The sequence below is a fragment of the Lentiprolixibacter sp. genome (assembly GCF_982873095.1).
In genome coordinates this window covers 1-13,235 of sequence record NZ_CEYNTP010000052.1, presented here as the reverse complement: position 1 = coordinate 13,235, position 13,235 = coordinate 1, and the positions used below count along the sequence as shown (strand labels likewise).

12 protein-coding genes and 1 other RNA gene are annotated in these 13,235 nt (G+C 45.8%); 5 read left to right on the top strand and 8 right to left on the bottom strand.

The features are described from left to right. Positions 1-272: 272 nt before the first annotated feature. The 5 genes from AC4E7D_RS05080 to AC4E7D_RS05060 form a co-directional block, all read right to left on the bottom strand. Positions 273-500, bottom strand: a complete 228-nt coding sequence (locus tag AC4E7D_RS05080; RefSeq protein ID WP_490172727.1) for a hypothetical protein — start codon at positions 498-500, stop codon at positions 273-275. A gap of 136 nt (positions 501-636) precedes the next feature. Beyond that, positions 637-1,368, bottom strand: a complete 732-nt coding sequence (locus AC4E7D_RS05075; protein WP_490172726.1) for a LytR/AlgR family response regulator transcription factor — start codon at positions 1,366-1,368, stop codon at positions 637-639. Between the two features lie 143 nt (positions 1,369-1,511). Continuing rightward, entirely contained in the window at positions 1,512-3,044 is a 1,533-nt protein-coding gene (locus tag AC4E7D_RS05070; protein WP_490172725.1) for a hypothetical protein, read from the bottom strand. A gap of 3 nt (positions 3,045-3,047) precedes the next feature. After that, complete coding sequence (locus AC4E7D_RS05065; protein WP_490172724.1) at positions 3,048-3,446, bottom strand: acyl-CoA thioesterase; 399 nt, start codon at positions 3,444-3,446, stop codon at positions 3,048-3,050. Beyond that, positions 3,446-4,489, bottom strand: coding sequence for a glutaminyl-peptide cyclotransferase (locus tag AC4E7D_RS05060; RefSeq protein WP_490172723.1), 1,044 nt, complete (start codon positions 4,487-4,489; stop codon positions 3,446-3,448). Before AC4E7D_RS05060 ends, AC4E7D_RS05065 begins: the two co-directional genes overlap by 1 nt. 140 nt (positions 4,490-4,629) lie before the next feature. On the opposite strand from AC4E7D_RS05060, the gene ffs reads away from it, so the two are divergent. The 3 genes from ffs to fsa all read left to right on the top strand — a co-directional run bounded on the left by ffs (position 4,630) and on the right by fsa (position 6,335). Next, an RNA gene (ffs, locus tag AC4E7D_RS05055) (signal recognition particle sRNA small type) lies at positions 4,630-4,728 on the top strand. Positions 4,729-4,824: 96 nt separating this feature from the next. Continuing rightward, a complete protein-coding gene (locus AC4E7D_RS05050; RefSeq protein WP_490172728.1) occupies positions 4,825-5,634 on the top strand; it encodes an SDR family oxidoreductase in 810 nt (269 codons plus the stop codon). Between the two features lie 47 nt (positions 5,635-5,681). After that, positions 5,682-6,335, top strand: a complete 654-nt coding sequence (gene fsa / locus AC4E7D_RS05045) for a fructose-6-phosphate aldolase (protein WP_490172722.1) — start codon at positions 5,682-5,684, stop codon at positions 6,333-6,335. 33 nt (positions 6,336-6,368) lie between these two features. On the opposite strand, the gene AC4E7D_RS05040 is transcribed toward fsa, so the two are convergent. Further along, positions 6,369-7,745: a TlpA family protein disulfide reductase gene (locus AC4E7D_RS05040; RefSeq protein ID WP_490172721.1), complete on the bottom strand. Its 1,377-nt coding sequence runs from the start codon at positions 7,743-7,745 to the stop codon at positions 6,369-6,371. Between the two features lie 175 nt (positions 7,746-7,920). On the opposite strand from AC4E7D_RS05040, the gene AC4E7D_RS05035 reads away from it, so the two are divergent. Continuing rightward, complete coding sequence (locus AC4E7D_RS05035; RefSeq protein WP_490172720.1) at positions 7,921-9,549, top strand: ABC-F family ATP-binding cassette domain-containing protein; 1,629 nt, start codon at positions 7,921-7,923, stop codon at positions 9,547-9,549. A gap of 33 nt (positions 9,550-9,582) precedes the next feature. On the opposite strand, the gene AC4E7D_RS05030 is transcribed toward AC4E7D_RS05035, so the two are convergent. Further along, on the bottom strand, positions 9,583-10,296 hold the full coding sequence (locus AC4E7D_RS05030; RefSeq protein ID WP_490172719.1) for a hypothetical protein: 714 nt from the start codon (positions 10,294-10,296) through the stop codon (positions 9,583-9,585). Positions 10,297-10,506: 210 nt separating this feature from the next. Here AC4E7D_RS05030 and AC4E7D_RS05025 point away from each other — a divergent pair, with 210 nt between their 5' ends. Further along, the gene (locus AC4E7D_RS05025; RefSeq protein ID WP_490172718.1) at positions 10,507-11,055 is read left to right on the top strand and encodes a fasciclin domain-containing protein; all 549 of its coding nucleotides are present in this window, start codon (positions 10,507-10,509) and stop codon (positions 11,053-11,055) included. Here AC4E7D_RS05025 and pheT read toward each other — a convergent pair. Beyond that, on the bottom strand, positions 11,052-13,235 hold a 2,184-nt coding region (gene pheT / locus AC4E7D_RS05020), incomplete at its 5' end, for a phenylalanine--tRNA ligase subunit beta (RefSeq protein ID WP_490172717.1). The genes AC4E7D_RS05025 and pheT overlap by 4 nt on opposite strands.

The following is a 13,235-nucleotide window of genomic DNA, read 5'->3' as shown; positions in this document are numbered from 1 at the left end:
TCAAGTAACTTTATCCTATCTTCTTCTGGCTGATCACTATTTCTGCCTTCCTTTATCCAAATTAATATGCTATCTCCTCCTCATCCATTAAAATTAGTTTCAGAATTATCCCTTGGTGTGCCACATGAAAAAAGCACCAGGAACAAACTAAGTGATAGACATCTTAGAAAACCATGAAAGCATTTCAGAAAATTCTGCATACAACCAAATTATAAAAAAAGAGCCGTATGCCCAACAGCTATACGACTCTTATATTGATATTTTAAAATACTTTAGTTTCCTCCTCTACTTTCATTCGGATTATCATCTCCGTCGGTGCTATCGCGACTTTCATTCGGATTATCATCTCCATCGGTGCTATCGCGACTTTCATTCGGATTATCATCACCGTCCGTTCCAATTTCGTACAATATTTGATCTTCTGCAGTGCTTTCGGCTTCACAAGAAAGTAATCCCATACTAAACAGTACTACGGCTAAAATGCTGGCAAATTTTTTCATCTTCAAGGGTTTTAGTTATTATTAGGAATTCTCTTATCCCGAACTTATTAAAGATGAATCAGGCGTATTGTATGCGCCCCTGCCTATTTAGTAACTGGCTGGGTTTTGTGAGTAAACGACCGGATTTTGAGAGAATTTATTTTGAGGCCGAGATGGAATTCCGGGAGAGGACCTTTTTCAATTCATCAATTTTTGGCCGGTATGAGCGGGAGAAGGGCAACTGCGTCTTGCTGCTTTTCAGCGCGCAAACAGATTTTCCGTAATTGATGCGCGATACGTAATTGCGATTCAGGATGTAGCTCTGGTGCACCCGGATGAAGTTTTTTGGGAGCTGGTTTTCAAAGGTTTTCAAGGTCTTAAAAGCACTGATCACCCGGCCATCCCTCATATGAAAATCGGTGGTGTTATTGTCCGCCTTCAGGTAAAGGATGTCATCGGTATCAATATACTGGTAGTCGTTATAGGATTTCAAACATAGGGTAGGGGCCCCTATATCGGCCGGTTGCAGTTTTTGCAGCCGCCTGATGGTTTTCCGGATATCAAATTCGTTGTACGGGAGCAACCAGTAATCAAAAAAGTTGTATTTGATGGCATCGTAGGCAAAATCCTTGGTACGGGAAATGCCAATCAATATGGGCATTTCTTTCATGTACTGATACAATTCGGTAACCATATGAAAGTACTCATAGGCCCGCTCGCCCAGGTTGACAAAAACAATATCCGGTAAATATTTGATGATGGAATTGAGCCCTGATTCCTTATCCCTGGCCTGGTCCAGGCAAGAGAAATCCCCATAATCTTCCAGGAAGTGCTCCAGTTGCAGTTTGGAAGAAGCATCGGCATCTACTATGGTGTAGGTATAGGGCATAACCGATATTTTTTTGAAAGTACTTATTATCAATAAGATAGGATTATAGGCAAACCTTAGAATTTCTATGGTTTGTCTTGCAAAACAAAGAAAACTACGCTATTTGAAGGAATTTTCCTCCTAAAACTTAAATTTTAACAGGATTAATTCTGAGGGATGTACTGAAATGCACCCAAATCCGGAGGAGAGGTCCTTTCCGTTCCCAGCAGGTCAAAAGGCACGCGCTGTCCAATTTCATCACTGCCTCTGCCACGGGCTTCAGATGCTTCGTTGATCCGGAAATCCTGTTGGGTGATGTCCCAAAAATCGGGATCTCCATTGAGTAACACATTTGTATAACGAAGTGGATCCTGGAAATCATAGAGCGGACCTGCCGGTGCGGTTTCAAATTTGATCAGACAATGGTCAAACTGGAATTCAAAAAGGTTGGTGCCGTTGCTATTGAGGAAAAGTTCGGTGGCCGTATTCCCGCTGATGATACAGTTGCCGAAATAGGCCCTGCTAAGGTCAGAAGCCTGAGTAATCCCATTGCCATTTTCTTCAAAATTGTTCAATTGTACGGCAGATCCTGTCCTGAAACCGTTGCTCCAGTAATTGGCTAAGGTGGAGTGTAGGATTTCGTAGTTGCCTCCCAGGTTTCCATAGAACGTGGCGTTACCGGCATTTCCCAAAACAAGGTTCTCGCCGTAGATACTGCTATTCCTCCCCCATAAATTTACCAGGCTGCTGTTTTTTATTTGTGAATTGGCTATCCGGAGGGTAGGAGGGGCTGCCCCGGCATTCCCTTCGGCGAGGATGCCAACGGTAGCGTTTTTTATTGTAAGATGGTTAATATCTGTATTCACACTGCCTTCTGCCAACCAAATGGTGCCCCATTGACCAGGGACTTCTGAAAATTCAGGTTCGAGGCGGTCTCCCTCAAAGATCACTTCGTTTTCCATTAGTTCAAGATCGTTGCTGGGCTCCCCATTGATAACTAAGCTTGCCCCTGAGCCTATCCAAATACCGGAATCCTGATGAAAATGCACCCGGGTCCCTGGCGCCATACTCAGGGTTTGTCCCTCACGCACAGCAGCATAGCCGTAAATTACATAGGGTTTTTCATCTGTAAAATTCAATTCGGAATTTTCGAGGAAGAATCCTTCCACCGTCACCTCGGTCCCATCTGGATTCACCCCCAGGGAAATCGTTTCCCTGCTGCCATCGGCCTGCCTGGCTGGGTACAGGAAGATGGCATCCCGCACCAACGTAACCAATTGAATCTCCTGGGTAGTAGCCCCGGTGCCGAACTGTATGGCATCCGTATATAAAAATTCGGACAGGTTCTGGCTCGAGATATCCAGTGTAGATTCTATAAAGACATACAGGCTGTCCTTAGCGAGGATGGGGATATCCCGGAAGGCTTTCCCCGCCATACCATCGACATTGAGGCGGTAGCCACTGCTTTCCCCCCGTTCCAGGTTGATGACGGGTATGCGCAAGTCAGAATCGGTAGGGTTATACACTTTCAGGGAATAGGTGCTTGAGCTGATTCCTGTAAACACGGTATCGAGGAATACCGTGTCTCTCGAAAACTCCAATTGTCCCGTACTCTCCGTAAAATCAAAATCCTTCCTGCAGGAACACCACAACAGGGAAATAAATAGTACCAAGCCTATGCCAATACGGGTTTTCATGATCTATTGGTCATCTCTGGGAAAAAGGGATTTTACAGATTGAGGGATACGCATGGGCTTTAGCGTATCGGCGCTTAACAGGCACCAGGAGGTTTCTGACCTTACCAGGAGCCCCCTTTCGGGGTGGCTTATCTCAACTATCCTTCGGGAGGTTACCCCGCTATTGTCCGCTACATGCGTGCGAAGAACAATCTCTTCTCCAAGGAAGGCCGCTTTCTTGTATTCAATATGATGGGAAAGCACTACCCATACCATGGTCTTCTGCAATTCAGCCGGGGCTTTTAATTCCCAGTGCTCCCTGGAAATTTCCTGTATCCATTCCAGGTAGCGAACATTGTTCACATGATGCAGCTCGTCCAGGTCGGCTTTGGTTACGAGGCGGATTTTCTGATGGTATTCCATTACTCCTTTGGCTTGATCCTCACCTCGAAAAGCTTGTCCCAATTCTTGCCCGTCACGAAAAAGGTCTTCCTTTCCGGGTGGTAGGCTACGCCATTGAGAACGTCGAGCTCCGGATGCTGCTTCACACGTTTCTTTAACCCGCCGAAATTTATCACACCTTCAATGGCCCCGCTTTCTGCGTCAATGATCATCATACTTTCTTTCTGCCAGACATTCGCGTAGATCTTCCCTTCCACATATTCGAGCTCATTGGCCTTGTTAAAGACGGATTTATTAGTAACCGTTTGCAGAAAACCCTCTTCTTTCAGTGTTTCAGGATTGAGGATCCAGATCTTCTCCGTGCCATCACTTTTAAAAATTTGCTCACCATTATTGCACAAGCCCCAGCCTTCACGGCTTTGTCCATACTGAAAACGTCCTTTTTCGGTAAAACTTTTCCTGTCATACAGAAACCCGGTTTTACTTTGCCAGCTGAGCTGATAGACGGTTTCCCCCATTACCGTAATCCCTTCCCCGAAATAGGCCTTATCCAAATCCACCTGTTGCAGGACTTCCCCCGTGGTATAGTCGATCTTCCGGATATAGGAGGTACCTTTCCTACCTGTACTTTCATAAAGGGTGTCATTATAAAACTCCAAACCCTGCGTAAATGATTTGATATCGTGAGGATATTCATTTACAACTTCATAGGTATAGAGGCGGGGGGCTTCCTCTGAAAGTATCCTGACCTTCTTCCGGATCACCACCGATTTCCCTTCTAGCGAAAAGCGGGCTTCCAATTCCCGGTTACCCAATAAGGGAAGATCAAATTGCAGTTTGTTTTCTTTAAGGGATAGTGCCCTGCCATCCATGCTAAAGGCAGCATCAGGGACCTGATTTCCATCTTTGTCCTGTACCGAAACCTTTAGCTCATCATAGCGTTTCAGGACTTTAGGGTTGCCTTCCAATAGGATCTGGTAGCGCTTGGCCGGATCCTGTTCACCGCCACAAGCCAGGAATAACAAACCAATGGAACTGATCAGTAAAAATTTAAAGGAACTCATTTTGTTTTTCTTTTTTCAGCCCGGAAAAGTAAAAGCCCGGTGCTATGCAATTTTTTGCTATTCAAGCTCAGGATAAATATTGTCTAAATTACACAGCTATATTGATTGCCCCAAATTTAAAAGGTCGTATATTTGCAGTTAGGCAAGTCCTACGCGACCAGCTCCTGCAGAATCCCCCAGGGTGGGAACACAGCAAGGGTATGCGGTTGTAGCGGTGCGACGTAGGTAGCTTGCCTTTTTTTTATGGCCTTTTTTGAGCGGAAAAAACAAGGCTTACATCAATTTGAGTGTCCTCCCGGGAATTTCTCATCAGGCCTGTTATCTTTGTGATCGTTATGTCAGATCTTGTTGTTTTTATTACAGGTGCCTCCTCAGGCATTGGCAAGGCGATCGGGACCTATTTACACGAGAAAGGGTTCCAGGTATACGGCACTACAAGAAACCTAATGAACTACCCTGATTTTGGCCCCTTTACCCTGCTGGAGATGGACGTCAATAAAGAAGCACAGATCCACACGGCTATCAGCCAGGTCATAGAAAAGGAAGGACGGCTGGATATACTCATCAACAACGCAGGAGTGGGGATCACAGGCCCGGTTGAAGAAACCCCATACGAGGAAATCCTGAAGGCATTTGAGACCAATTTCCACGGACCGCTGCGCATGACAAAAGCGGTTCTGCCCCAAATGAGGGAACAGGGAAAAGGACTCATAATCAATATCACTTCCATAGCAGGGTATATGGGCTTACCTTTCCGGGGGGTCTATTCGGCCAGCAAAGGCGCGCTTGAACTCATAACAGAAGCGATCCGTATGGAAACGCGTGAATTCGGGGTTTCCGTAACCAACCTTGCCCCCGGGGATTTTGCAACCAATATTGCCAGCGGGCGGTACCATTCGCCGGTGCAGGAGGATTCGCCATACAGGAAGAGCTACCAGGAATCACTGGACCTGATGAACGCCCATGTTGATCAGGGGCAGGACCCTGTTATGGTGGCAAAAAAGGTGTTTAGCATCATCGGCAAACACGAACCAAAGGTACATTATCGTGTGGGGACCCCACTGCAGAAATTTTCCGTACTGCTTAAAAAAATATTGCCGGATAAAGTGTATGAGCGCATGCTCAGAAAACATTATAAATTGTAGTTTTGCATCCCAGAATATATCGCCATTTTTATTAAAATAGAACGCTTATGAAATTCTTCATTGACACTGCTAATTTGGATCAAATCCGGGACGCCCAGGAACTAGGGGTGTTAGACGGGGTAACTACAAACCCTTCGCTGATGGCTAAGGAAGGCATCACCGGCCGGAACAATATCCTGAAGCACTATGTGGATATCTGTAATGTTGTAGATGGCGATGTTTCTGCAGAGGTTATTGCTACAGACCTGAAGGGTATGATCAAGGAGGGAGAAGAACTCGCCGATCTGCACGAACAAATTGTAGTCAAGGTGCCCATGATCCGGGATGGGGTTAAAGCGTTAAAATATTTTGCTGATAATGGCATCCGTACCAATTGCACCCTTGTGTTTTCACCGGGACAGGCGCTACTGGCAGCGAAGGCAGGAGCTAATTACGTGTCCCCCTTTATCGGCAGGCTGGATGATGTTTCTTCCGATGGCCTTAGCCTGATCGCTGAAATCCGGCAGATCTATGACAACTATGCCTTCCAGACCGAGATCCTGGCGGCTTCCATTCGCCACACCATGCATATTATTGAGTGCGCCAAGTTGGGAGCTGATGTAATGACCGGGCCGCTATCGGCGATTGACGGCTTATTGAAGCATCCCCTTACGGATATTGGATTGGAAAAATTCCTCGCGGATTACCGCAAAGGCAATTAATTACTAGAAAGCTTAAAGAAGGTATTGATCGTCTCAGAATGACCTGTAGACGTTGGCGAAGGCATCCAGGATGATGCCATTTTCGGCGACGATACTCTTGTTCTGATCAGATATGATCAGGGTGTGGGTAATTTTATCAAAATCGTCAGACCAGTATTGCTCTTTTTTATCGAGGCCATGGGCATCCAGTAAGGATTGCCAGCGTGCCTTATCCGTACGCAGATTGATACCAACAAAACTGTATTGCGGGTGCTTGCGTTTTAACTTTTCAACCCTCCGGCTGATATTTCTGAAATGCCCCATTTCGCTGCCTGACCAGAAATAAAAGATAGTTTTCTTGCCACGGGAAATATCTGCCAGGCTAACGGGCTGCTCTTCGGCGGAATACAATACCAGTTCAGGGAGTTCTTTTTCGGGCTGCATGCGCATGATACCATCATAAAGGGCATTGATCTCCTTCATATGCCGGTTATTGGCCGATAACTTGTGGAAATCAGCAATGAACTGTTCCATGTTCTCTTCACTGTCGTGCTTTAGCAGATAATCAACGGCCACGTTGCGGAACAGGTTGTCCCTGAGTTCTTTTTGCTGTATCAGACTATCAATAAGTACAAGCTGGTGCCTGTTAAAGTGTAATTTCTTTGTGTTTTTTTCCATATCCCCGCAATTGCTCCTACAATTCATGTAAGAGAGGTTGCCCAGGTGATATTTCATAAAATTGTAGTACGGCCGCAAATAGGTTAGGCCCTCATGATTGAAATTGATGTTTTCGCGATACGCATAGAAATTTTCAGGCAGCTGATGAATGGTGGTTTCTCGTGTATTCTTTCTGTGGTAAAACGGGTAGGCCTCCATGTAAATATAGGTGCCATATACGATACCGGCTTTTGCCATTTCATATGCACCTTCGGATAATGCTACTTCTTCATTCAGCTCTTCTAAACTATTGAGTTTCGCTTCCCTCAGGGAGTCTATCTTAGCTGCAAAACGGATGGGCTCCAGTTGGTAGAGCCTGTAGATTTGCATTTCCTCTTTTTCATTGGCCAGGAACATTTCAACCATAAAATTGTTGATTTCCTCACCTTTTCCGGAAAACATCAGGGACTCATCAAAATTTATGGTATTGAGGCGTAATTGGATACTATCCCCTCTTTCGAGATATACGTATTGTTCTTCGGGATGGTGCTGGAAATGGTGAAGGCCCTCCTCAACGGAGTCCAGCCGGATGGCAAAGCGGTTAAACTGATCCAGATATGCCGTATCCAGAGGTTGATCCCCCCGGAAGAGTACCACCTTGTCATTGGTAGGGTTTACAATCTCACCTGCAAAAAAAACCGAGGAGTTCTCCATTCCTCTCTCCCCGCAACTCCAAATGAAAAGCGCCAGCAGGCAAAATAAAAATCTCGTCATATACTTAGGGCAGTTGGTCTCTCAACAAAACTATATAAACGTTGGAACCGTTGCTGTTAATAGGGCGTTAAAAATGGGAGGATTTCGTTAAGGTTTTCCCGAAAAAAGGAGGATAAGATCGTTGTTTGCACCTTATAAATTTTGACTATTTTTGCGCAAATTTTAAAACGAGCCTATGCTTTCGGTAACCAATCTCAGCGTGCAATTTGGCAAGCGGGTATTATTTGATGAGGTGAATGTGAGTTTCACACAGGGGAATTGCTATGGCATTATTGGTGCCAACGGAGCGGGAAAATCCACTTTCCTTAAAATTCTATCAGGCAGCAATGATCCCACTTCGGGACATGTGCATCTGGAGCCCGGTAAACGTATGTCTGTACTGGAACAGAACCACAATGCCTATGATGAATACGGAGTGCTGGAAGCAGTGGTGATGGGAAACAAACCGCTTTACGAAATTAAAAAGGAGATCGACGAACTGTACGCCGATTACAGTGATGAAAATGCCGATCGCATCGGGGAACTCCAGGTGACTTTCGAGGAGATGAATGGATGGAATGCCGACAGTGATGCGGCGGCTTTACTTTCCAACCTGGGAATACCGGAGAGCTTTCACTACACCCAGATGGGTGATATGGATGCTAAGATGAAGGTGCGGGTATTGCTGGCCCAGGCGCTCTTTGGTAATCCGGATGTCCTGATCATGGATGAGCCTACCAACGACCTGGACTTTGAAACGATCGACTGGCTGGAGGACTTTCTGGCGGATTATGAAAATACCGTAATTGTGGTTTCACACGACCGTCACTTTCTGGATGCCGTTTGTACGCATATTGCGGATATTGACTTTGGAAAGATCAATCTCTTTTCTGGGAATTACAGTTTCTGGTACCAGAGTAGTCAGCTCGCCGCAAGGCAACGGGCTCAGCAAAACAAAAAAGCCGAAGAAAAGGCAAAAGAGTTGCAGGAATTTATACAGCGGTTCAGTGCCAATGTGGCAAAAAGCAAACAGGCCACTTCCCGAAAAAAAATGCTGGATAAATTGCGCGTAGAAGATATTAAACCTTCGAGCAGGCGCTACCCGGCTATTATATTTGATCGGGAAAGGGAAGCGGGGGATCAGATATTGAATATTGAAAACCTTTCCGCCAGGTCAGATGAAGGGGAAATCCTCTTTCAGAATGTGCATTTAAACCTTGCCAAAGGCGATAAGGTTGCCATACTTTCCCGTGATTCCCGTGCCACCACTGCCTTTTACGAGATCCTCATGGGGAACCGAAAGGCAGATACCGGAAAGTACCAGTGGGGAATAACCACCACACAAGCCTACCTGCCGGCAGATAATTCCAGATTTTTCCAGGAGCAGATCAATCTTGTGGATTGGTTGAGGCAATGGGCCAAGACAGACGAGGAGAAAGAAGAGGTGTTTATCAGGGGATTCCTGGGTAAGATGTTGTTTAGCGGAGAAGAGGCACTAAAGCTGTGCACCGTACTCTCCGGGGGAGAAAAAGTGAGGTGCATGCTGAGCAGGATGATGATGTTGCGTGCCAATGTACTGTTGCTCGATGAACCTACCAACCACCTCGACCTTGAGAGCATTACTGCTTTTAACAACTCCTTGAAAAACTTCAAGGGAACAGTACTTTTCACTACCCATGATCACCAGTTTGCCCAGACGGTGGCTAACCGGATAATAGAAATAACTCCGAAAAACATCATAGACAGGTATTTGTCACTGGATGACTATCTGGAAGACCCGGGTATCAAAGAGCAACGCGAGAAGTTGTACAGTGTCATGGTCTAAAAAAAAGCACTTCAAAATGAAGTGCTTTTTCATTTAGGCGTTGAAATATTTACTGTTCCAAATAGCCGGGTTGAAATTCTTCCCTAGGGCAAATCCGTAAAATATCACTACGGCAGCTACTGATTTGAACATAAAGAAGAATATGATCCAAAACTCAGCGCTTGAGCTGGATTTCGAAAACAACCCTTCCGGCACCATCAGTGTCGCCAGGTAGCTAATAAGCAGCACCAGGGCGGTGAGGTTCATAATGTTTTTAAATGGCCATACCAAAACCCTCCTGAGTGGATTTAAGTCAGTCCCCCATTTGTGGATCAGATAATAGTAGCCATTGCCGATAGGGGCGAACAAGAGGGGATCGTCCTTGTCCTCTAATTTGAAGAGTTTGGAAGGGGCGATGATCTTGAAACCTTTGATTTCAGTATTGTGCTCCCTTTCCAGATGTTTGATCTTTGAAATCGCTTCCTTCGGGATTTCCCCTTTGAAGTAACGTGTATCCAAAAACCGCAGGCGATAATTGATACAGATCTCCTTTATCTGATCAATATGAAATATGTTTTTGGTTTCAAGGAGGTCAAAATCAAATTGATTTTCTATGGTTCCCTTTCCTCCTGAGATATTTGCAGTAATGCGGTCTTCCGGGGTTTCTCGCTTCAGGAGTTCGTAGACTTCCTGAATGATGCGGTCTTCCTCTGCGCTCCTCTCCCGCAAAAGCTGAAGCTTTCTTTCAATATTCGTACGTGGTAACATTTTCTTTTTTTAGCAATTGCCCCAAAAATAAAGAATCCATCTTTTTCCATCAAATGCCCCGATGCGTTAAAAAATGTTAATATTATGTTAATGTGAATAAGTTTTTAGGAGGGAATCCTGCAGTAACTGGTCCTAGATTGTATATTGTCGATCTTTCGCTACCGTTCGTCGATAGCGGCCCTGAAAAGCTTACGGAACACTAATATGCAAATGCGGAGATACATTGCCTTACTTTTTTTTGGTTTTTCAACAGCCTTTGCTTCAGGGCAATACACCAACACGGAGCGAAATGTTGCCATAACCAAACCGTCGATCTTACATAGTCCCGTACTTTCAAAAAACCACCAGACCCTTCTTGAGGCGGTACGGCTGGTAGAATTGGACAACCTCCTTGCCAGTCATGGGCCCATCACCATATTTGCCCCTTCGGACACAGCTTTCGAAAAATTTTCAACTAAAACCTTATCGGAATGGCTAGCCCCTGAGAACAAGCAGGAACTTGTCCGCATCCTTACCTATCACATGGTAGTAGGGCAAATCACTGCCTCCAGGATTCTGCAGGCCATGGCCAACGGAAAGGGTAGTGCAGTCTTCAAAACCGTCCAGGGTAATGAAATTCTGGCAACCCTGGAAGGTACAGATATTCTGCTCATGGATTGCTCAGGGAATTCTGCCCGTATCAAGACCGAAGAAACCAACCTTAGCAACGGGGTGGTACATGTAATTGACTCGGTTATCCTTCCCGCCACACCGGATTAGCGCAATTCTGCCCCCAGTTCTTTTTCATACCTGCCCCTCAGTTTATTCATGATCTTATCTATCTGTTTATCCGTCAGTGTTTTTTGCTCGTCCTGAAGGGTAAAGCTAACCGCGTAGGACTTTTTGCCTTTTGGGAGGTTCTTGCCCGTGTAAACATCGAACAAATGAACTTTCTTAAGCAACTTTTTCTCTGTTTGAAAAGCAATTTCACGGATGCGCTTAAATGGGATCTCATCATCCAGAAGTAGTGCAAAATCTCGTTTTACGTCCGGGTATTTGGGGACTTCTCGGTAGCTGATAACTTTTCTGGAGGCTCTTTTTGTAAGGGCTTCCCATTGGAAGTCAGCAAACAGTACCTCCTGTTTTATTTCAAATTCTTTCAGGAGGTCGCTCCGCACCACTCCCAGGGATACTAAATGGGTTTTCCCATCGAAATAATCCAGGCCTTCAGAATAAATAGGGTTTGATGTATCCTTGCTTTCATATCCTTCCATGCCAAAGCGATCCAGCACCAGCTTGCAGGCAGCTTTCAGATAGTAGAAGTCCATTTCCCTGGCAGGGGTCGTCCAATCCTGGTTATATCGAGATCCGCTCAGCAGGAGGGAGAGGTGTTTCACTTCCTTATACGCTTCTCCTTTGGGGTGATAGGTCATTCCAAATTCAAATAAACGCAAATTGTTCCGGCGCCGGTTCAGATTGTGGGCGGCTGCTTCCAGGCCGGAAAAAAGCATGGATGTCCGCATCGCAGACAGATCTGAACTCAGGGGATTCAGGATCCTTGTTTGTTCCTGTTCCGATTCTTCTCCCAGCAAAGCCCCGTATTCGGGATTGGTAAGACTGTTCGAAAGGATTTCGAAAAACCCATTTGCAGCCAATAGCTGTCCGACAGCATTTTCCAGTTTGTAATCTTCGAATTTCGAAGATGGTGCAATAGAAGCGGTCAGCTTTTCCGGGATATGGATATGGTCATAACCATACACACGCAGGATTTCCTCAATAACATCCACTTCGCGGCGCACATCCACCCGATAGAAGGGAATAAGCAGTCCCAGGCCGGTTTCGGTAACGCTTTTAACCTGAATGTCTAAAGATGCGAGGATGGTTTTGATATTATCGCGGGGAATTTCTTCACCGATAAGCGTATTGATCTTTTCAAAGGTCAGGAATACCTGCTGGTCGTCCATTTTCTTCGGGTACAAATCAATGATATCCGAAGAAATATCCCCCCCTGCAATTTCGCAAATCAACAAAGCCGCACGCTTGAGGGCATACTCTACATTGTTGATATCGATCCCGCGTTCGAACCGGAAAGATGCATCCGTATTTAAGCCATGACGCTTAGCGGTTTTCCTGATGGAAACAGGGTCAAAATAAGCACTTTCCAAAAAGATGGCCTTGGTATCCTCGGTAACTCCTGTATTGATACCCCCGAAAACTCCGGCAATACACATGGGCTTCTCCTCATCACAGATCATCAGGTCTTCCGCATGTAACTCCCGTTCCTCTCCATCCAGGGTCATAAAGGTTGAGCCGGCCTCTGCCCGTTTCACTACGATCTTATTTCCATATATCCTTTGTGCATCGAAGGCGTGTAAGGGCTGACCGAGTTCGTGAAGCACGTAATTAGTAGCGTCTACAACATTATTTATCGGACTCAATCCGATGGCCTTCAGCCTGTTTTTAAGCCAGTCTGGGGAGGCTTCTACAATGAGATTGCTTATAGTAAGGCCGCAATACCTGGGGGCAAGTTGTGCATCCCGGACATCAATATCTATCTTCAGGCTTCTGTTGGCAACACTGAAATTGCTAACTGACGGCGTTATAAGGCCGGTATGGACTTCCTGCTGAAGGAGCCCGGCCTTTAAATCCCGTGCTACTCCAAAATGACTCATGGCGTCCGATCGGTTTGGGGTCAGGCCTATCTCAAACACCTCGTCTATCTCGATTTCAAATATTTCGGAACAGGGGGTCCCAGGCTTCAGGTCTTCGCTGAGGACCATAATCCCCTCATGGCTTTCGCCAAGTCCTAGCTCATCTTCTGCACAGATCATTCCCTGGCTTTCCTCGCCGCGGATCTTACCTTTTTTGATCACCCAGGCTTCTCCTTCAGGAGTATACAAGGTGGCGCCGATAGTGGCCACAGGTACTTTTTGACCTGCTGCAACATTTGGGGCGCCGCA